General features: G+C 64.6%; 16 protein-coding genes. 8 read left to right on the top strand and 8 right to left on the bottom strand.

The genetic code is table 11. From position 1 onward, the window contains the following. Positions 1-2: 2 nt before the first annotated feature. Positions 3-2,315, bottom strand: coding sequence for an oxidoreductase (locus M1E10_RS23040; RefSeq protein ID WP_499175113.1), 2,313 nt, complete (start codon positions 2,313-2,315; stop codon positions 3-5). Positions 2,316-2,483: 168 nt separating this feature from the next. Between M1E10_RS23040 and M1E10_RS23035 the strand changes: the two genes are divergently transcribed. Further along, entirely contained in the window at positions 2,484-3,005 is a 522-nt protein-coding gene (locus M1E10_RS23035; RefSeq protein ID WP_499175112.1) for a MarR family winged helix-turn-helix transcriptional regulator, read from the top strand. 28 nt (positions 3,006-3,033) lie between these two features. On the opposite strand, the gene M1E10_RS23030 is transcribed toward M1E10_RS23035, so the two are convergent. From M1E10_RS23030 to M1E10_RS23005, 6 genes are all read right to left on the bottom strand, one after another. Beyond that, on the bottom strand, positions 3,034-4,341 hold the full coding sequence (locus M1E10_RS23030; protein ID WP_499175111.1) for a TRAP transporter large permease: 1,308 nt from the start codon (positions 4,339-4,341) through the stop codon (positions 3,034-3,036). Beyond that, positions 4,338-4,853 (bottom strand): TRAP transporter small permease, encoded by a 516-nt coding sequence (locus tag M1E10_RS23025; RefSeq protein WP_499175110.1) that lies wholly within the window; start codon positions 4,851-4,853, stop codon positions 4,338-4,340. The genes M1E10_RS23030 and M1E10_RS23025 overlap by 4 nt, the downstream gene beginning before the upstream one ends. Before the next feature lie 68 nt (positions 4,854-4,921). After that, entirely contained in the window at positions 4,922-6,037 is a 1,116-nt protein-coding gene (locus M1E10_RS23020) for a C4-dicarboxylate TRAP transporter substrate-binding protein (RefSeq protein ID WP_499175109.1), read from the bottom strand. Between the two features lie 41 nt (positions 6,038-6,078). Next, complete coding sequence (locus M1E10_RS23015) at positions 6,079-6,954, bottom strand: amidohydrolase family protein (RefSeq protein WP_499175108.1); 876 nt, start codon at positions 6,952-6,954, stop codon at positions 6,079-6,081. Then, positions 6,951-7,421 (bottom strand): MarR family winged helix-turn-helix transcriptional regulator, encoded by a 471-nt coding sequence (locus M1E10_RS23010; protein ID WP_499175107.1) that lies wholly within the window; start codon positions 7,419-7,421, stop codon positions 6,951-6,953. The genes M1E10_RS23015 and M1E10_RS23010 overlap by 4 nt, the downstream gene beginning before the upstream one ends. A 13-nt stretch (positions 7,422-7,434) precedes the next feature. Then, positions 7,435-8,229 carry a crotonase/enoyl-CoA hydratase family protein gene (locus tag M1E10_RS23005; RefSeq protein ID WP_499175106.1) on the bottom strand — a complete coding sequence of 265 codons (795 nt, stop codon included), beginning with the start codon at positions 8,227-8,229 and terminating at the stop codon, positions 7,435-7,437. Positions 8,230-8,349: 120 nt separating this feature from the next. On the opposite strand from M1E10_RS23005, the gene M1E10_RS23000 reads away from it, so the two are divergent. Genes M1E10_RS23000 through M1E10_RS22990 form a run of 3 tightly spaced genes read left to right on the top strand, consistent with a single transcriptional unit; the run spans position 8,350 to position 12,556 of the window. Continuing rightward, positions 8,350-10,206 (top strand): feruloyl-CoA synthase, encoded by a 1,857-nt coding sequence (locus M1E10_RS23000; protein WP_499175105.1) that lies wholly within the window; start codon positions 8,350-8,352, stop codon positions 10,204-10,206. Continuing rightward, entirely contained in the window at positions 10,203-10,964 is a 762-nt protein-coding gene (locus M1E10_RS22995; RefSeq protein WP_499175104.1) for a Rossmann-fold NAD(P)-binding domain-containing protein, read from the top strand. The genes M1E10_RS23000 and M1E10_RS22995 overlap by 4 nt, the downstream gene beginning before the upstream one ends. After that, the gene (locus M1E10_RS22990; protein WP_499175103.1) at positions 10,961-12,556 is read left to right on the top strand and encodes an acyl-CoA dehydrogenase family protein; all 1,596 of its coding nucleotides are present in this window, start codon (positions 10,961-10,963) and stop codon (positions 12,554-12,556) included. The genes M1E10_RS22995 and M1E10_RS22990 overlap by 4 nt, the downstream gene beginning before the upstream one ends. Positions 12,557-12,588: 32 nt before the next feature. Here the strand turns inward: M1E10_RS22990 and M1E10_RS22985 are convergent, their stop codons facing one another. Beyond that, entirely contained in the window at positions 12,589-13,329 is a 741-nt protein-coding gene (locus tag M1E10_RS22985; protein WP_499175102.1) for a GntR family transcriptional regulator, read from the bottom strand. A 206-nt stretch (positions 13,330-13,535) separates the two neighbouring features. On the opposite strand from M1E10_RS22985, the gene M1E10_RS22980 reads away from it, so the two are divergent. Genes M1E10_RS22980 through M1E10_RS22965 form a run of 4 tightly spaced genes read left to right on the top strand, consistent with a single transcriptional unit; the run spans position 13,536 to position 19,540 of the window. Beyond that, positions 13,536-14,306 carry a LamB/YcsF family protein gene (locus tag M1E10_RS22980; RefSeq protein ID WP_499175101.1) on the top strand — a complete coding sequence of 257 codons (771 nt, stop codon included), beginning with the start codon at positions 13,536-13,538 and terminating at the stop codon, positions 14,304-14,306. 46 nt (positions 14,307-14,352) lie between these two features. Further along, a complete protein-coding gene (gene pxpB / locus M1E10_RS22975) occupies positions 14,353-15,954 on the top strand; it encodes a 5-oxoprolinase subunit B/C family protein (RefSeq protein WP_499177281.1) in 1,602 nt (533 codons plus the stop codon). Further along, positions 15,951-17,717, top strand: coding sequence for an acetyl/propionyl/methylcrotonyl-CoA carboxylase subunit alpha (locus M1E10_RS22970; RefSeq protein ID WP_499175100.1), 1,767 nt, complete (start codon positions 15,951-15,953; stop codon positions 17,715-17,717). The genes pxpB and M1E10_RS22970 overlap by 4 nt, the downstream gene beginning before the upstream one ends. After that, a complete protein-coding gene (locus tag M1E10_RS22965) occupies positions 17,714-19,540 on the top strand; it encodes an ABC transporter ATP-binding protein (protein WP_499175099.1) in 1,827 nt (608 codons plus the stop codon). Before M1E10_RS22970 ends, M1E10_RS22965 begins: the two co-directional genes overlap by 4 nt. Positions 19,541-19,569 lie beyond the last annotated feature (29 nt).

Raw genomic sequence — 19,569 nt, 5'->3', positions numbered from 1 at the left:
CCTCACTTTGCTGCGACCGCACGTGCCAGGTTGGTCTCGTACTGCTGCTTGCCGGAATAATACTGCTTCGGCCAGGCAATGTCGGTGAGGCCAATGCGGGCGGCTTCGTGCAGCACCCAGGCGGGATCGGCGAGATGCGGGCGGGCGACGGCGCAGAGATCGGCGCGGCCGGCCGCGATCACCGAATTGGCGTGATCGGCCTCGGAGATGGCGCCCACGGCCATGGTGGGAATGCCGACCTCGTTGCGGATCTTGTCGGAGAAGGGCGTCTGGAAGAGACGGCCGTAGACGGGCTTCTCCTCCTTCCAGACCTGGCCCGACGAGCAGTCGATCATGTCGGCGCCCGCCTCCTTGAACATCCGCGCGAAGATCGTCGCATCCTCCGGCGTGTTGCCGCCCTCGAACCAGTCGTGACACGAGAGGCGAACAGAGATGGGTTTGTCCGCCGGCCAGACGGCGCGGATGGCGCGGAATACCTCGAGCGGATAACGCGCGCGGTTCTCGTGGCTGCCACCGTATTCGTCGGTGCGGCGGTTGGTCAGCGGCGACAGGAAGCTCGACAGCAGATAGCCGTGGGCGCAGTGCAGTTCCAGCCAGTCGGCTCCGGCACTGGCGGCAAGCTCGGTCGCACGCACGAAGTCTGCCTTCACCCGATCCATGTCGGCGCGGTCCATGGGCTTCGGAACCTGGCTGTGCTTCAGGTAGGGGAGGGCGGAGGCCGAGATCAGCGGCCAGCCGCCCGCTTCGAGCGGCTGGTCCATGCCGTCCCAGGCCAGTTTCGTGGCGCCCTTGCGGCCGGCATGGCCGAGCTGGATGCCGACCTTGGCGGTGCTGTTGGAATGGGCGAAGTCGACGAAGCGCTTCCAGCCCGTCGCCTGCTCTTCGTTCCACAGGCCGAGGCAGCCGGGGGTGATGCGCGCGTCCGGCGAGACACAGGTCATCTCGCCGAAAATCAGGCCGGCGCCGCCGAGTGCGCGGGCGCCCAGATGCACGAGATGGAAGTCGTCAATCAGGCCGTCGGTTGCGGAATACATGGCCATGGGCGACATGACGATGCGGTTCTTCAGCGTCACGCCGCGCAGCGAGTAAGGCGTGAACATCGGCGGCGGCACCTTGCCCTCGGCATTCGGCTGCACGCCGGCCTCGGCGGCGAACCAGCGCTCGTAGCCTTCCAGCCACGTCTTGTCGCGCAGGCGCAGGTTCTCGTGGCTGATGCGCTGCGATCGGGTCAGCATGGAGTACATGAACTGCTCGGGCGGCAGCGTGTCGGCGTAGCGCTGACCGACGACCTCGAACCATTCCATGGCATTGCGGGCGGCATTCTGGATCCGGGCAACATCGACTCGGCGGATCTCTTCGTAGGTTTCGAGGACTGCCGGGATCTGGTCGCGGGTGTGGCCGTGCTTGTTGAACTGGTTGGCAAGCTCGATGGCGTCGTCGATCGCAAGCTTGGTGCCGGAGCCGATGGCGAAATGGGCGGTGTGGGCGGCGTCCCCCATCAGCACGACATGCGACTGGCCGTTGAAATGGCTCCACTTGCCGCAGATCAGGCGGTTGAAGTTGAGCCAGGCCGAGCCGCGCAGATGGCGCGCATTGGTCATCAGCTCCGCGCCGTCGAGCACCTCGGAAAAAAGGGTCTGGCACAAGTCGATGGAGCCCTGCTGGTCCATCTCACCGAGCTGATGCTTCTCGTAGGCCTCTTCCGTCGTCTCGACGATGAAGGTCGAGGTGTTCTCGTCGAACTTGTAGATATGCGCCTGGAACCAGCCGTTATCGGTCTTGCGGAAATCGAAGGTGAAGGCGTCGTAGAGCTTGTTGGTGCCAAGCCAGATGTAGCGGTTCGGCCGCGTCACGAGATCGGGCTGGAAGACCTCCGCATAGCGGTTGCGGATCTTCGAGTTGAAGCCGTCCGACGCGATGACGAGATCGGCATCCGGGTAGTCGAGATCGCTGGCGACATCGGTTTCGAAGACGAGCTCGACACCCAGCGTCTCGCAGCGGCGCTGCAGGATGTTGAGGAGTTTCTTGCGCCCGATGCCGACGAAGCCGTGGCCGGAGGTGCGCTGGCGGGTGCCCTTGAACCAGACCTCGATGTCGTCCCAGTGGTTGAATGCGTCCTCGATTTCGGCGGCGCTCTCGGGATCCCAAACGCGCATGGCCTGCATGGTTGCGTCGGAAAACACTACGCCCCAGCCGAAGGTGTCATAGGCCCGGTTACGCTCCACGACCGAGATCTGATGCTCCGGATGCTGCTTCTTCATCAGAAGCGCGAAATAGAGCCCGGCTGGTCCGCCGCCGATGCAGACGATGCGCATGAAGCACTCCTCCTGAAGTTCCCGTTTATTATTTTAAGTTTAAACTATATAATCGCTTCAAGGAGCGTCAAGCGCTTTTTGGGGTTGCGGCAGCTGCAAGTCAGCGATCCTTTGACATTTCAAATTGTGCTTCGTAGTTGTTCGTTGAGGTGGAGGATGAAAGTGCGGATGGATATCACCGACAGCCAATCGACCAGCGGCGATCTGGAAATGATCGTGCATGGTCCCAGCGGACGCAACAAGCCGGAAACGCGGCTGTGGTTGCGCATGCTGTCCACGACAAAGCTGATCACCACCGAAATCCGTCGTCGCCTTCGCGCCGAGTTCGGCGCGACCCTGCCGCAGTTCGACCTGATGGCGCAGCTCTATCGGGAGGCGGACGGTTTGCGGCTGGGCGAGCTTTCCAAGCGGACCATGGTCACAAACGGCAATGTGACGGGCCTCGTGGAGCGGCTGGAGACGGACGGGCTTGTGAAGCGGGTGACGCCGGACAAGGACCGGCGGGTCACCGTGGCGCAGCTGACGCCGGCCGGGACCGAGCTTTTCACGGCAATGGCCGAGGCCCACGAGCACTGGCTGCGCGAGCTCTTCGCGGATCTAGACGCCGAGACGGTGGATGCGCTCTGGTCGGATATCGGGCGGGTCAAAAGCTCGGCCAGCAACCATTTGTCCGGTGCAGACGTCGAATAGCCTAAGGCCCGAGAACGGTCTGCGCCGATCAGAACACGAGTTGCGGCAGGCTGAGGACGATGGCGGGGAAGGCGATGGTGAGAATGATCACCACGAGGTCGGCAAGGATGAAGGGTACCACGCCCTTGAAGACCTGCACGACGCTGACATAGCGCGACGCCACGTTCTTGATGACGAAGACATTCAGCCCCACCGGCGGCGTGATCATCCCGATTTCCAGCATCTTGACCACGAACACCCCGAACCAGACCAGGCTGATGCCCTCTGCCTTCAGGACCGGAAGCAATACGGGAAGCGTCACCAGCAGGGCGCCGAAGGGCTCCATGAACATCCCCAGGACCAGATAGATCGCCACGATGATCGTCATCAACTCCACGTAGCCGAGGTCCGCGCCGCCTACCAAGGAGCCGATGAACGAGGAGAGGCCGGTGATGCCCAGGAAGCGGGTGAACATCGAAGCACCGATGCCGATGATGAACAGCGAGGCGCAGGTGGTCAGGGTCTCCAGAAGCGAGACGCGCATTACCTGCAGCGTCAGCTTGCCGGTGACGGCCGACAGGAGAATGGCGCCGCCTGCGCCCACCGCACCGGCTTCGGTCGCCGTGAAATATCCGGAGAACAAGCCGCCGAAGACCAGCAGGACGAGGATGGCGATCGGCCAGATCCGGAGGATCGCCGGCAGCCCTCCGGCATCGGCAAAGCCGGCCGCCAGGTGGCGCGGCACGATGTCCGGCCGCAGCCAGCAATAGGCGAAAACAATGAGGCAGTAGGAGACGGCGGTCAGGATGCCGACGCCGATGCCGCCGACGAAGACCTGGGTGATCGAGGTTTCCGCAAAGACGCCATAGACGATCATCAGGATCGATGGCGGGATCAGTGCGCCGATCGTGCCTCCGGCAGCGATGGCGCCAGCGGCGAAACTCGGGCGATAGCCGGCAGCGACCATCTCCGGGATCGCGATCCGCCCCATGGCCGCAGCGCAGGCGATCGAGGATCCGGAGACGCTGGCAAAGCCCGTGCAGGCAAAGATCGAGGAGATCGCCAGCCCGCCCGGCACCCGCCAGAGAATTGCCTTGGCCGCATCGAAGAGACTGGTGGTCAGGCCGGCGTGAAAGGCGATGAAGCCCATCAGCAGGAACATCGGCACCGCGCTCATCGTCCAGCTGGCGACAAAGCTGTAGGGGGTCGAGGTAACGATGCCGAGGGCCGGCTGGAAGCCGAGAAGCATGGCGATGCCGCCGAAGGAGACGGTGATCATCGCCAGCGCCACAGGTACACGCAGCAGGAGAAGCAGCATCAGGATGCCGACACCATAGAGACCGACGTCTACGCTCATGCCTGATGCTCCCGCGCCGGCTGTTCGTTGCCGGTGATGATCTGAAGAAGGCGCACGGTGACGATGATCGCGGCCAGTGCGAAGCCGGCGGGCGGCAGGAAGTAGCCGGGCCAGGTGATGATCTTGACCTGCAGCGCGACGACGAAGGTGCCGGTATCGTAGTTCCTCACGGCCGTCAGCCAGCTGGCATAGGCCATCACCGCATAGATCACGACGCCAAGCGCGGCGATCAGCAGATCGGAGACACGGCGCAGGCGTGGCGGCAGCATGAAGTCAAGCAGTTCGACCGAAATCATGCCGCCCCGGCGTTCCACCCAGGCCAGTGGCAGGAAGGCGACCAGGAGCATGTAGTAATAGGAGACCATCTCCACCGTTGCCGGCAGGGAGGCGCCTATAAAGACGCGCGAGAGGATGTCCGCGCAGACATGGATCATCATGGCAAGCACGCCGATGGCCGCGATGAATGCCATCATGCGCGAGAGCTTATCGGCTAGACCGGAAACATAGGACATGGACGATCCCGTTGCGCATTGTTCAGGGCAGGCAGGGCCTGCGGGACGATGCCCGCAGGCCCTTTGCCTCACATGCCGTAGGTCGCGAAATCGACCTTGCTCCAGACCTCCTCGTCGAGGCGCGTGGCGATGGCATCAGGATCGCCACCGGCCTCCTTCACGATGCCGTTCCACTTTTCGACGAGCTGCGAGAAACGGGCCACGCGTTCTGCCGCATCATCGAAGCCGAAGCGTTCCTGCGCGACCTTGGCTGCCGTTTCCTTGTCGGCCTCCGCAAACTCCTCGGCCGCCTGGACGAAGGCGGGATCCGGTTCGATGAATGCAATGCCGGCCTTTTCCGCGGCAGCCTTCGCCTCGGCGGCCATGTCGTAGCCCCAACGTTGGGTGAAGGTGACGTTGGCCTGGTTGGCGGCGGTCGCCAACTGCTTGCGCTCTTCCGCACTCAGCGATTCCCAGGCCACGTTTGCCACGGTGAAGTCGGAGGTCGCGTGGTAGGTGCCGAGCGGGATGAAGGTGATGTTGGTGACGAGTTCGACCAGCCGGAACGACAGGAGATCGCCGATCGAGGCCATGGAGCCGTCGATCACGCCCTGGGACATGGACTCGAAGGTGTCGCCGACACCGATGTTGGCCGGTACGGCACCGAAGTGCTCCGCCCAGCGCGAGAAGGGCGCGCCGCCGCTGCGCAGGCGCAGCCCCTTGACGTCTTCGGCCGTGCGCACCGGCTTCTTCGTCAGCAGCGCATAGACGTCGGACGATCCGGAGCCGAGATAGGTGACGCCGAACTTCTTCAGCTCCTGCTGGCAGGTGTCGCAGGTCACCATGTATTCGGTCATGGCCGCGGCCATGGCATGCGGTTCGCGGCCGGAGAGAGCAAGCTCGCCCGCCAGCGACATGTTCGGCAGATCAGCCGGGAAGTAGAGCGGCAAGAGGTTGCCGACCTCCACGAGCTGGCTCTGCAGGCCGTCCTTCATCTGGCCCAGGCCGACGACCTCGGGGCCGAGGATCTGTGCGGTGAGATTGCCGCCCGAAACCTCGGGCAGGATTTCAGCCAGCTTCGAGTACAGGTGGCTGTGCGAGGGGTGGGCCGGCGGGGCGCCGGGGGCGATGCGCAGTTCGCGCGCGTTGGCGGTGGTTGCGGCAAGCGCCGCCAGTCCGACCATCATGGACAACACATATTTCATGTTCATTTCCTCCCAGTTCAGAACATGTTGCGGATAGCAGTTCAGAGATTCAGCAGTCTCCGGGCGTTCTCCTTGAGGATCAACGGACGGACCTCGTCACGGATCTCGATGTTCTCGAAATCCGCCAGCCACCGGTCCGGGGTGATCGCCGGCCAATCGGAGCCGAACAGCATCTTGTGCTTCAGCATCGTGTTGGCGTAGCGGACCAGGATCGGTGGAAAGTACTTCGGCGACCAGCCGGACATGTCGATGTAGACGTTGGGCTTGTGGGTCGCGACAGACAGCGCCTCCTCCTGCCAGGGAAAGGAGGGATGCGCCAGGATGATCGGCATGTCCGGGAAATCGGCCGCCACATCGTCCAGGTGGATGGGGTTGGAGTATTTCAGGCGCATGCCCATGCCGCCGCGCATGCCGGCGCCCACCCCGGTCTGGCCGGTGTGGAAGAGTGTGATAGCTCCCTCTTCGGCGATCGCCTCATAGAGAGGATAGGCGCTGCGGTCGTTGGGATAGAAGCCCTGCATGGTGGGGTGGAACTTGAAGCCCCTGACGCCGAATTCGCGCACCAGGCGTCGCGCCTCGCGGGCACCGCTTTTGCCTTTCGCCGGATCGATGGAGGCAAAGGGGATCATGATGTCGCTGTTGGCAGCGGCGATCTGTGCCACCTCCTCGTTCTCGTAGCGCCGGAAGCCGGTTTCCCGTTCGGCATCGACGGGGAAGATGACGCAGCCGATCCTGCGTTCCCGATAGTAGGCCGCCGTTTCCTCGACGGTCGGCAGCATGCCCTTGGCGCCGGCCGGGTTCTTGAAGTATTTCGCCATGCCGGCCTGGAACTCGTCGTAGCCGTCGTCGCGGTGGCCGCAGCAGGGTTCCTCCGCATGAGTATGGATGTCTATGGCGATCAGGTCGTCGATGTTCACTGGCCCGTCTCCTCCGCCAGACCCACATATTTCTGCAGGAGCGCGATCAGCTGTGCCCTTTCTTTCCGGCTCAGCGGCGCGCCGGTCGTCTCTTCATAGCCGAAGAAGGCGGCACTGGCCTTGTCCACGGTCTGGCGACCCAGCGTCGTCAGCGTCAGTTCCACCGCGCGGCGATCGGCGTCCGGGATTTCCCGGGACACCAGACTTGCGTCCTCCAGGGCCCGGACGAGTTTCGTCATATGCGCACGCTTGATCATAAGGCGCTGGCCCAGCGCACTCTGGCGAATGCCGGGGTTGCAGGCGATGACCCACAGGACGGAGAACTCGCCCGGCTTCAGCCCACGGGGACCATGCTCGGAAAAGAAATCCTCGAAAGCGTGCAGTTGTGCGAGCCGCAGCAGAAAGCCGAGCGAACCTGCGAGTTCACCCACCTGGACCTTGTCGGAACGCCGTGTAGATACATCCATTCCGGCCTCTCCCTCAGCCTGCACCGGGCGCCTTCACCCGTGCCGCCCGCTTGTCGAGAAAGGCGCGAAGCCTTTCCTCGGCTTCCGGGGTGGTGGCGGTGAAGGAGGCGATGAAGGATTCGACAAACAGGCCGTCTTCCTTGGCCATGTCCTGGATCCGCGGCAGGGCGTTGATGACGGCATAGTTGGAGATTTCGGCATTGCTGGCGGCGGCACAGGCGAGCTCATGGGCCCTGCGGCGCGCCTCGCCCTTGTCCACGACGTATTGGACGATGTTCCAGCGCTCGGCCTCTTCGGCGGCCGCCACCCGGCCGGTCAGCATCATGTCGGTCATGCGTGGCACGCCTATCAGGCGTGCCACCCGGACGGAGCCGCCACCGCCGACGAAGATGCCGCGCTGGCCTTCCGGAAGCGCGAAGAAGGCGGAACGATCGGCAACGCGAATATGGGTCGAGGCGGCAAGCTCCAGGCCCCCGCCGACGACGGCGCCGTGCAGTGCGGAGATCCAGGGAATGGTGCCATGTTCTATGCCTGCGAAGACCACGTGCCATCGCCGTGAGCCGCGAACGCCCTGCATGGGTGTCTTCTTGATGTGTTCGGCGAGGTCCAGCCCGGCGCAGAAATGATCGCCGTGGCCGTAGAGAACGACGGCCTTTGCCTCGTCTTCGGCGCGGGCCACAGTCTCTGCGATGGTTTCGACGAAACGGTCACTGATGGCATTGCGCTTTTCGGGCCGGTTGAGGCCGATGTGAGCGATCTCGTCGCGAAGCTCATAGGTGACGAAGCTGCTCGCCGTTGCGTCGGCCATTGTGCATCCACTCCTCTGGTGACGGGCCTCCCGGAGCCGTCTTTATTGCATGATTGTTTACAGAGAGAATGTTTCCTTGTAAACAAAATTCGGGAGTATCAATCTCTGGGAGGAGATGTCATGGCCGACAACGCCGTGCAGGATGCAAAGCTGTGGTCGCCAGTGGTGAACTGGGAAAAGCGACCGAACGGGGAGGTGCTTGTCTGGCGGGAGGATCCGCTGGGCGCCTATCCCGACAAGCTGAACGAGCGTCTGGTGCATTGGGCGACAATCGCGCCGGACCGGGTGTGGATGGCGGACCGCGAGGGAATGGGTGACTGGACCACGGTCACCTACAGCCAGGCCCTCGGCCAGATCCGGCGCATCGGCCAGTTCCTGCTCGATCTCGGGCTGTCGGCGGAAAATCCCCTCGTCATCCTGTCGGAGAACTCCATCCCGCATGCGCTGATGGCGCTCGGGGCGCAGCATGTGGGGATCCCTTCCGCTGCCATCGCCCCCGCCTATACCACCAATCCCTCCGGGCTTGGCAAGCTCAGCGACATCGCCCGGCAGATCACGCCGGGACTGGTCTTTGCCGAAGACGCAGGACCTTTCCTCGAAGGCGTCACTGCGGCCTTCGGGGCCGACATTCCGTTTGCTGCCGTTCGCAACCTGCCCCCGGCGCGACCGTGTTCATTCCTGTTTCAGGATATCCTGACGACGGAGCCGACCGCGGCCGTGGACCGTGCCTTCGACAGGGTCGGTCCCGACACCGTGGCGAAATTCCTGTTTACCTCCGGGACCACCGGCTCGCCGAAGGCGGTCATCCAGACGCAGCGGATGCTGTGCTCGAACCAGGAGATGATTGCCGATTGCTACGGCTATTTCCGCGACGAGCCGCCGATCCTCGTCGACTGGGCGCCCTGGAATCATACGGCCGCCGGCAACAAGTGCTTCAACATCGCGATCTACAACGGCGGCACCTATTACATCGACCGCGGCAAGCCGGCGCCGGGGCTGATCGGGCAGACGATCGCCAATCTCCAGGAGGTCTCGCCGACCTGGTACTTCAACGTTCCCGCCGGCTTCGAGATGCTGATCCAGGCGATGCGCGAGGATCAGGCGCTGCGGGAGAACTTCTTCAAGGATCTGAAGCTGCTGATGTATGCCGGCGCCGGGATGGCTCAGCATACCTGGGATGCGCTGCTCGAGCTGTCGGAGATGGCAACCGGCCGGAGGATCCCGCTCTGCACCGGCATAGGCTCCACGGAGACAGCACCTTTTGCACTCTTCTGCACGGAGCCACAGGACAAGCCCGGAAACATCGGCATTCCGGCGCAAGGGGTGACGATGAAGCTGGTGCCTGCGGACGAGCGATACGAGCTGCGCCTGAAGGGCCCTAACGTCACGCCGGGTTATTGGCGAAACGAGAGGCTGACGGCGGAGGCCTTCGACGATGAAGGCTTCTATCGCATCGGCGACGCGGTCAAATTCGTCGAGGCAGACGACCCGCGACGAGGCTTCTATTTCGATGGGCGAACGGCGGAAAACTTCAAGCTCCAGACGGGCACCTGGGTGGCGGTCGGGGTTTTGCGAGCACAGCTCGTCAACCAGTTCGGCGGCCTGATCCGCGATGCGGTGATCACCGGCGAGAGCCGAGCAGAGCTCGGGGCGCTTGCCGTTCCCTTCATGCCGGCGCTTCGGGATCTGGTCGCCGGCGAGCCCGACCTCAGCGACGAGGCGGTGATTGCCCATCCCAAGGTGCGGGCGGCGATTGCGGCACGGCTCCTGGAACACCAGCGACAGTCGAGCGGGTCGGCAACGCGGGTGATGCGCATCCTGCTGATGACGGAGCCGCTGCGGTTCGAGAAGGGCGAGGTGACGGACAAGGGCTCGATCAACCAGCGGGCGGTGCTGGCGCATCGCGGTGAGCTGGTCGAGGCGCTCTACGCCGATGCGCCGGGTGTCATTCAGGTGGGCAAGGAGCTTGCGGCATGAAGATCGGAGGATCCAGCGCGATCGTCACCGGAGGGGGCTCAGGCCTCGGCGAGGCGACGGCGCGCCTTCTCGCAAGGCTTGGGGCGGTGGTGCACGTGTTCGACCGCAATGGCGATGCTGCCGAGCGGGTTGCGCAGGACATCGGCGGCGTGGCCGTCACGGGAGACGTCACGGACGAGGGGGATGCCACCAAGGTCTTCGGACTTGCAGCCAAGGCCGGCGACGGGCTGCGTATTCTCGTCAATTGCGCCGGCATCGGCACCGCAGGACGTATCCTCGGCAAGGAGGGCCCCATGCCGCTCGCTGATTTCGAGCGCGTCATCCGCGTCAACCTCATCGGCACCTTCAACATGATGCGCCTGGGGGCAGAATGCATGGCCGCAAACCCCGAACTGGACGACGGGGCGCGGGGCGTGATCGTCAACACGGCCTCCGTTGCCGCTTTCGAAGGTCAGGTAGGGCAGGCGGCCTATGCCGCGTCCAAAGGCGGGATCGTCTCCATGGCGCTGCCGGCCGCGCGCGAGTTTGCGCGGTTCGGCATCCGGGTTAACACGGTGGCGCCCGGGATCTTCCTGACGCCGCTGCTGGCCGGGCTGCCGCAGGAGGCGCAGGACAGTCTCGGCGCGGCAATCCCTTATCCCGCACGGCTCGGCGATCCGGCCGAGTTTGCCGATGCTGTCCGCTTCGTGATCGAGAACCAGTACATCAACGGCGAGGTCATTCGCCTCGACGGCGGAATCCGGATGCAGCCCCGGTGACGGCGAACGGATATTCCGACCAGGCGCGGCGGACACTGGCGCTTCTGGCAGTGACGCCGGGCTGGCAGCGGGTGAAGGAGCTGAGCCCGGACTGCGACGACGCGACGGTTTCAGCGATCGTCGAGGAAGCGGCGCAGTTTGCCGAAGGGGTTCTGGCACCGCTCAACATTCCCGGAGACAGGATAGGGGCGCAACTCGTCGAGGGGAGGGTGCGAACGCCGACCGGTTTTGCAGAGGCCTTCCAGCGCTACGGCGCATCCGGCTGGCTGGGGATGGACGTCTCCGATCGTTACGGCGGACAGGCGCTGCCGCTGACCGTCCAGGCGGCCTGCGCGCCACTGTTCGAGCGCGGCTGCGTGGCGCTGATGATGGCTGCCGGTTCAACGCGCGCTGCCGCCCACCTGCTGGCTGAGGCTGCCGACGAGGCAGTCGCGGATGAATGGCTGCCGAAGCTTCTGACAGGGGAGTGGGCGGCGACCATCTGCATCTCCGAGCCGGAGGCCGGATCCGATGTGGGCCGTCTGCGCACGAGGGCGCAATGCCGTGACGGGACCTGGCGGATCACCGGCCAGAAGATCTGGATCTCGTTCGGGGACCACGACATGGCCGACCGTATCGGCCACTGCCTGCTTGCCCGCACCAACGACCAACCCGGCACCCGTGGCATCAGCCTGTTCCTGGTGCCGGACGGGATCGATGGGCGCCGGAACGGCGTGAGTGTCGAGCGCATCGAGGAGAAGATGGGCCTGCATGGTTCGCCGACCTGCGCGATGCGGTTCGAGGAGGCTGGCGGGATCCTGATCGGTGACGAAGGACGCGGGCTGTCGCAGCTTTTCACGATGATCGAGCTGATGCGCCTGCAGACCGCCTGCCAGGGCCTGGGGCTCGCTTCGGCTTCGGCCGATATTGCGGTGGGCTATGCCCGAGAGCGGCGTCAAGGTGGACGTGCCGAGCGGCCACCGGTCGTGATCGCCACGCATCCGGACGTCCGGCGACAGTTGCACGAGATGCGCTGGCAGACGGAGGTGCTGCGGGCGGCGGTGCTGGAACTGGCGACCATCATGGATCTCGCGCGTCTGGAGCCGGACGAGCACAATCGCCGCGCGCTTGCAGACTTTGCCGGATGGATGCTGCCGCTGATCAAGAATTTCGGCGCTGCGGCGGGCTTTGATGTTGCCAATGCCGCCATCCAGGTGCTGGGCGGAGCCGGCTATACGCGCGACTGGCCGCTCGAGCAGTATCTGCGTGATGCGCGCGTTATGACCATCTACGAAGGCACCACCGGCATGCAGGCCATCGACTTTCTGACGCGACGGCTGTGGCGGGACGAGGGGCGCGGCCTGCGGGTGTCCGAGCAGCGGGCGAGGACGGAGATCGAGGCTCTCGCCGGCCAGCATCCGGACATGGCGGCGGGCGCGCTTCGGGCTCTGGGGGACCTCATGGACTTCAGCGCGCGCATGGCGCCCCTTCGCGACGATCCGGAAAGGGGTCTTTATCTGGCCGACAGCTATATGCGGGCGGGCTGGCAGGCGGTCAGCGCCTGGATGACAATGCGGATGCAGCAGTTGCCGGAGGGGGATGACCTCTCCTGATCGCTATCCGATCATTGGTCGGCTCTGGTTTATCAGGGATCTGCCGAGACCCTTGCATAGGCCCCCAGGATGAATCTTTCCGCCTGGAACAGATAGGCTTCCAGGATCTCGGAAGCACCTTTCGGATTGCCAGCTTCCAGCTGCGTGACGATGCTGCGGTTCTGGTCGATGAAGGGCGCGTGGAGAAATTCAGGGTCGTGCAGCAGTCCGAAGACCAGCCTGAGTTCCAGGGAGATCTGCCTGTAGAAATCGCTGAGACGCGGGCTGTCGGCAAGCTCGACGATTGCTGCATGGAATGCGATATCGGCTGTGCCGACGCCCAGCCAGTCACCCTTGTCCCGGCAATCATGGGCCGCTTCGACGGCAGTCCGCATCTTGGCTGCTGCCGGATGGCGGGGATGTGCCTGCGCCAGCGCCGGGCATTCGATGAAGCGACGCACCCGGTAGATATCGACGATCGTCGACATGCTGGGCGTCGTTACGAAGACGCCGCGATTGGCTTCGTAGCGCAGAAGCCCTTCCTTGGTCAGCTGCCGGAACGCCTCCCGCAGGGTGTTGCGGGAGACCTGCAGTTCGTCGCTGAGGTTCTGCTCGGAGAGATGGCTGCCCGGAACCAGCCTGCCGGAAATCACCTGTTCGCGAATCCGCCCGGCCAGCGTTTCCGCAAGCGTCGGGGAGGGCTCGACGCCGTTGCCGTTCAGTCGCGCAGGCCGCTTTACAATCAAGGCTTCCTGCTCGTTCTCGTTCAGATCACCTGTCCTTGAAATCGTCATCAGAATGCCCGTCCCCGCTTCACCCAAGCCAATCGCAGGAGCCCCTGCGGAGTTCAATAGAAATCCGTGCGGCCGCCATGGAACAGCCGCGCCATCCTAACCGAATGATTATTTGTAGGGCAATGTATGAAAATTGTTCAACAGTCTGGACAGGGATATCGGGAGTTGCTAGCTTTCACCGCAGTAATGAGTGGGAAACAGGTCTCATGAGGATGATCGACCTTAACAGCGACCTTGGCGAAAGCTTCGGCGCCTGGCGCATGGGCGATGACAGCGCGATGCTGGATGTCGTCAGCAGCGCGAACGTGGCCTGCGGCTTCCATGCGGGCGATCCGGCAGGCATTTTGCGGACGCTGCGGGCGGCTGCAGAGCGGGGTATCGCTATCGGCGCCCATGTCGGTTACCGCGATCTCGTCGGGTTCGGTCGGCGCAACATGGACCCCACCAGCGAGGAATTGATCGGCGACGTGATCTACCAGATCGGCGCGCTGAAAGGGCTTGCCGCAGCGGCAGGCACGCGCGTCACCTACGTCAAGCCGCACGGCGCCCTCTACAACACCATCGCCTTCGACACGCGTCAGGCGGCCGACGTGATCGCCGCCATTCTGACCGTCGATGCTTCGCTGGCGCTTGTGGCGCTGGCGGGCTCGCCGCTCATCGCGCAGGCGAGGGCTGCCGGTCTGACGGTCGTGGCCGAGGCCTTTGCGGATCGCGGCTACACGGCGGAGGGGGCACTCGTCTCCCGACGTGAGGCCGGAGCCGTCCTGCACGATCCGGAGGTCATTGCCAAGCGCATGGTGCGTCTTGTCCAGGAGGGCGTGCTCGAGGCCGTCGACGGCACGATGACGAAGATCGATGCCCAGAGCATCTGCGTGCACGGCGACAGCCCGGGTGCCGTTGCGATCGCGCAGCGTCTGCGCAGTGTGCTCGAGGAGGCCGGCATTGCGATCGGCCCCTGCGCCGGCGCGGCAGGCTGAGACTGGCATGCAAGCAACCGTTCCCGCACCGCTGCGCACTCCGTCCATGCGTGTCCTGCCCGTGAGGGAAGACTGCATTCTCGTGGAGCTTTCCGATCTTGGCGAAACGCTTGCGCTCTTCGAGGCCCTGCAGGACCATCCGATTGCGGGCATCCGCGAGATCATTCCCGCTGCCCGCACGCTGCTGATCGACTTCGATCCGCTGGAGATCTCTGCTGATGCGCTCGGATCTGCTGTTGCTTCGTATCTCGGAGGGGACAGCAAGGCGTCTTCCGGATCCCTGGTGGAGATACCTGTCCACTATGACGGAGAGGATCTCGGCGAGGTCGCAGGCATTCTGGGCATGACGACGGAAGAGGTCGTCCGCCTTCATGGCGCCGCCGAATATCTGGTTGCCTTTACCGGATTTGCGCCCGGCTTTGCCTATCTGGCCGGCGGCGATCCGCGGCTGGCAGTGCCGAGACGTAAGTCGCCACGCACGCATGTGCCGGCCGGTGCGGTCGGACTGGCAGGCGAATTTACCGGTGTCTATCCCAAGACGAGCCCCGGCGGCTGGCAGCTGATCGGCACGACTCCGCTGTCGATGTTCGACATCGACCGCGATCCGGCGGCGCTCCTGCAGCCCGGAAGCCGTGTCCGCTTCATCGATACCGCGAGTGCCAAGCCTTACCAGATGGCCGACGCGCCAAAGGCTCTGGCCAAGATCAGCCAGCCACCGGCCGAGGGCGCGGCTGGCATTGAAATTCTCTCCGTCGGCCTCCCGGTCCTGTTCCAGGATCTCGGTCGTTCGGGACAGGCAAACCAAGGTATCAGCCGGTCCGGCGCAGCCGATCGTGGAGCCCTGAAGTTGGCCAATCGGCTGGTCGGCAACTCGCCGAATGCAGCGGCGCTGGAGGTGACGCTCGGTGGGCTGGCGTTCCGGATGCGCGGTCGGGGTGTTCTTGCCGTGGCCGGGGCTCCGGCGCCTGTGTCGATCGTCAGCGCCAGAGGTGTGCGGCTGACGGCTCCCCATGCCCATCCGTTGGCGCTTGACGACGGCGATGTGGTGACGCTCGCGGCCCCTCCCGTCGGCATGCGCTCCTACCTGGCGATGCGCGGCGGCTTTGCCGTCGCTCCGGTGCTGGGAAGCGCTGCCACCGACACGCTGGCACAGATTGGTCCAGCGCCGCTTGCGGCGAGCGATCACGTTGCGGTCTGCAACGCGCCGGTCGGAAGCCTGGTCACGATCGATGAACTGCCGCCCGTCTCCCTGCCGCGTGCCGGCGAAGAGGTGGTGCTGGACGTAATCATGGGCCCGAGAACGGACTGGTTTACCGCAGGCGCCGTGGAAAGCTTCCTGTCCCAGCCGTGGCAGGTCACGGCGCAATCGAGCCGCGTCGGCATCCGGCTTACGGGCGAGGCACTGGAACGGGCGATCATCAAGGAACTTCCCAGTGAAGCCACCGTCCATGGCGCCATCCAGGTGCCGGCCAGCGGCCAGCCTGTGCTCTTCCTCGCTGACCATCCGCTGACCGGTGGCTATCCGGTGATCGCCAATGTCTCGGGCTACCACCTCGATCTTGCAGGGCAGATCCCGGTGGGTGCACTCATACGCTTCAACCCGACACACCGCTTCGTCGACAGACTTATTCCGGGGAAACAGACATGAAGAAGGTTCTGATCGCCAACCGCGGCGAGATCGCGGTGCGGATCATCCGGGCCTGCAAGGACTATGGGCTGGCCTCCGTCGCCGTCTACGCCGATGCCGATGTCGGTGCGCTCTTCGTCGCCCAGGCGGACGAGGCCTATGCGCTGGACGGGGCAAGCGCGAAGGACACCTATCTCGACATCGAGAAGCTGATCGCGATTGCCAGACGGTCGGGTGCCGATGCCGTCCACCCCGGCTACGGCTTTCTCTCCGAGCGCGCCGAATTCGCGCGGGCAGTGATCGACGCGGGGCTGATCTGGATCGGCCCGGATCCGCAGGTGATCGAGGCGCTGGGAGACAAGCTCGAGGCGCGCCGCATCGCCCAGCGGGTCGGGGCACCGCTGGTTGCCGGCAGCGAGGGCGCCATCTCCAGTGCGGCGGAAGCGCTGGCGTTTGCGAAGCGCTTCGGTCTGCCGATCGCCATCAAGGCCGCACATGGCGGCGGCGGGCGCGGGATGAAGGTCGCGCGCCACCTCGACGAGGTGGAGGAGATGTTCCTGTCGGCGACCCGCGAGGCGGTCGCCGCCTTCGGGCGCGGCGAATGCTTCGTCGAACAGTTCCTCGACCGTCCGCGCCACATCGAGGCGCAGGTGCTTGCGGACCGGTTAGGCAATGTGCTCGTCGTCGGCACCCGCGACTGCTCGCTGCAGCGACGCAACCAGAAGCTCGTCGAAGAAGCACCAGCCCCGTTCCTGTCGCCGGAGCAGCGGGAGAAGATCCACGGCGCGTCCCGCGATATCTGTGCCGAGGCCGGCTACACCGGTGCGGGCACCGTGGAGTTCCTGCTCAGCGCCGACGGGATGATCTCGTTCCTGGAGGTCAACACGCGGCTGCAGGTCGAGCATCCGGTGACGGAAGAGACGACGGGGCTCGATCTCGTCATCGAGCAGTTCCGCATCGCCGAAGGCCTGCCGCTCAGCACGACCGAAACACCTCTGCCGCGTGGCCATGCCATTGAGTTCCGGATCAACATGGAAGATCCCGGCCGCGGCTTCCTGCCCTCGGCTGGCGAGATCACTAACTTTTCTGCACCCTCCGGTCCGGGCGTGCGGCTCGATTCCGGCGTTGCCAGCGGTTGCGTCATCCCGCCGATGTTCGATTCGCTGGCGGCCAAGCTCATCGTCTGGGGTGCCGACCGGGCGCAGGCGCTTGCCCGCGCACGCCGGGCGCTCGGCGAGTTCCGGATCGAGGGTGTGCCGTCGGTGCTGCCGTTCCACCGGGGGGTCGTCGACCATCCCGATTTCGCCGGCGAGAGCTTCCGCGTTCACACCCGCTGGATCGAGACCGATTTCGCCGGGATGCTGGAGGCCGAGTCCCGGCCGCTGCAGCCGGACACGGCGCCGCTTCTGCGGGCCACCGTCGAACTCGACGGAAAGCTCGTCCGCCTCGGCATCCCGGACGCCTTTCTCAAACTGCTGGGTCAGGCGCCGTCTTCGTCGCAGCAGGAGCCGGACGCGCAAGCCGACGCGGGCGATGTTCGCGCACCCGTGCCCGGGACGCTGGTGCAGTGGAATGTTGCCGATGGCGACCTGGTGAAGAAGGGGGACGCGCTTGCGGTCATGGACGCCATGAAGATGGAAACTGCCGTCTCGGCACCGGCAGCGGGCGTCATCTCTCTCCTCGCGGAAGCAGGATCCTTCCAGAACGCAGGCGGCGTCATTGCCCGCATCTCGCCTTCCAGTTCCAACCTTGCCGGGCCGAGCGTGCCGGAGACACTGACATGAGCGCCACCATGGACAATCACACGCCGCTTCTGTCGGTCGAAGGGCTGAGTGTCGATTTCGGCGCCAGTCGGGTCGTCGAGGATCTCTCGTTTTCCGTCCAGCCGGGCCGGACGGTTGCCATCGTCGGCGAGTCCGGCTCCGGGAAGTCCGTGACGTCGCTGTCGATCATGCGGCTTGCCGACATGATGGGCGCAAGGTTTGCCGCAGGGCGCATCATGTTTGGCGGGCAGGACCTGCTGCAGGCGTCGCAGAAAGAGATGCGCAAGATCCGCGGCAAGGAGATCGCCATGATCTTCCAGGAGCCGATGACCTCGCTCAATCCGGTCTTCACGATCGGCGACCAGATCTGCGAAGTACTGCTTCTGCACGAAGACATGAACAAGGCAGAGGCTCTGGCCGAAGCCACGCGGCTGCTGGACCTCGTCCGACTGCCGGATTCCGCCGAGCTCGTATCGCGCTATCCGCATCAGCTGTCGGGCGGCATGCGCCAGCGCGTCATGATTGCCATGGCGCTCGCCTGCCGGCCGAAGCTCCTGATCGCCGACGAGCCGACCACGGCGCTCGACGTCACCATCCAGGCGCAGATCCTCACCATCATGCGGGAGCTCCAGAAGGATCTCGGCATGGGCATGGTGTTCATCACCCATGACATGGGCGTCGTCGCCGAGATGGCCGACGACGTGGTGGTCATGTGGAAGGGCAAGAAGGTGGAGCAGGGGCCGGTCGAGGAGATCTTCGCCAATCCGCAGCATCCCTATACCCGCACGCTCCTGGCCGCTGTTCCACGTCTCGGCAGCATGACCGGCGAGGCCTTCCCGAAACGCATGCCGCTCACCGTCCTGGAAGATGGCCAGCCGAAGTTGGTGGGTGAAGAGCGCGTCCAGGACACCGCCCGTTACGGGGAGAAGCCGCTCCTCTCGGTGAAGGACCTCTCCATCCGCTTCGATATCCGCAAGACGATCTTCGGAAAGGTGACGCACCGGCTGAGCGCCGTCTCCAAGGTCGCCTTCGACATCTATCCGGGCGAGACCCTGGCGCTGGTCGGGGAGTCCGGATCGGGAAAATCCACCATCGGGCGGACGATCCAGCAGTTGCAGTCGGCCCATTCCGGCGACATCTCCTTCAACGGTCGGGGCTATTCGGACATGTCGGCGGCGGACCGCTTCCGCATGCGCCAGGAAATCCAGTACATCTTCCAGGATCCCTTCGCGTCGCTCGATCCGCGCAAGACGGTCGGCTTCTCGATTGCCGAGCCGATCAACACACATGGCCTGATCTCCGGCAGCAAGGCCGTCCGGCGCCGGGTGGACGAACTGCTGGAGCGTGTGGGACTGGGTTCGGAATATGCGGATCGCTATCCGCACGAGTTTTCCGGCGGCCAGCGGCAGCGCATCTGCATTGCCCGCGCGCTGGCGTCCGATCCGAAGCTGATCATTGCCGACGAGGCGCTGTCTGCTCTCGACGTCTCGATCCAGGCGCAGATCATCAACCTGTTCATGGACCTGCAGGCGGAGCGCGGGCTCGCCTACCTGTTCATCAGCCACGACATGGCGGTGGTGGAAAAGATGAGCCACCGGGTGGCCGTCCTCTATCTCGGCCAGATCATGGAAATGGGCAGCCGCCGGCAGGTCTTCGAGACGCCGGAGCACGACTACACACGCCGGCTGCTCGCGTCCGTGCCGGTCGCAGATCCCGCCGCCAAGCGCAACACGGTGCTGATCGAGGGGGACATCCCCAATCCGGTCCACCGTGTCGGCGAGGAGCCCGCAATCCTCGCCCGCGAGGAAATCCATCCAGGCCACTTCATCGCGAAGAGCGCCTGAACAACCGCGAAGACATCGCACGCATCTGA

The sequence above is a fragment of the Rhizobium sp. PK7-22 genome (assembly GCF_056530405.1).
The sequence above is the reverse complement of the archived record's forward strand: the minus strand, read 5'-3'. Positions and strand labels throughout refer to the sequence as shown.

What these genes read in the sequence shown, in the direction of transcription:
- M1E10_RS23010 (WP_499175107.1), bottom strand. Translation starts at nt 7,421, where the DNA reads ATGGATGTATCTACACGGCGTTCCGACAAGGTCCAGGTGGGTGAACTC.
- M1E10_RS23025 (WP_499175110.1), bottom strand. Translation starts at nt 4,853, where the DNA reads ATGTCCTATGTTTCCGGTCTAGCCGATAAGCTCTCGCGCATGATGGCA.
- M1E10_RS23000 (WP_499175105.1), top strand. Translation starts at nt 8,350, where the DNA reads ATGGCCGACAACGCCGTGCAGGATGCAAAGCTGTGGTCGCCAGTGGTG.
- M1E10_RS22985 (WP_499175102.1), bottom strand. Translation starts at nt 13,329, where the DNA reads ATGACGATTTCAAGGACAGGTGATCTGAACGAGAACGAGCAGGAAGCC.
- M1E10_RS22995 (WP_499175104.1), top strand. Translation starts at nt 10,203, where the DNA reads ATGAAGATCGGAGGATCCAGCGCGATCGTCACCGGAGGGGGCTCAGGC.
- M1E10_RS23005 (WP_499175106.1), bottom strand. Translation starts at nt 8,229, where the DNA reads ATGGCCGACGCAACGGCGAGCAGCTTCGTCACCTATGAGCTTCGCGAC.
- M1E10_RS22970 (WP_499175100.1), top strand. Translation starts at nt 15,951, where the DNA reads ATGAAGAAGGTTCTGATCGCCAACCGCGGCGAGATCGCGGTGCGGATC.
- M1E10_RS23035 (WP_499175112.1), top strand. Translation starts at nt 2,484, where the DNA reads ATGGATATCACCGACAGCCAATCGACCAGCGGCGATCTGGAAATGATC.
- pxpB (WP_499177281.1), top strand. Translation starts at nt 14,353, where the DNA reads ATGCGTGTCCTGCCCGTGAGGGAAGACTGCATTCTCGTGGAGCTTTCC.
- M1E10_RS22965 (WP_499175099.1), top strand. Translation starts at nt 17,714, where the DNA reads ATGAGCGCCACCATGGACAATCACACGCCGCTTCTGTCGGTCGAAGGG.
- M1E10_RS23020 (WP_499175109.1), bottom strand. Translation starts at nt 6,037, where the DNA reads ATGAAATATGTGTTGTCCATGATGGTCGGACTGGCGGCGCTTGCCGCA.
- M1E10_RS23040 (WP_499175113.1), bottom strand. Translation starts at nt 2,315, where the DNA reads ATGCGCATCGTCTGCATCGGCGGCGGACCAGCCGGGCTCTATTTCGCG.
- M1E10_RS23030 (WP_499175111.1), bottom strand. Translation starts at nt 4,341, where the DNA reads ATGAGCGTAGACGTCGGTCTCTATGGTGTCGGCATCCTGATGCTGCTT.
- M1E10_RS22980 (WP_499175101.1), top strand. Translation starts at nt 13,536, where the DNA reads ATGAGGATGATCGACCTTAACAGCGACCTTGGCGAAAGCTTCGGCGCC.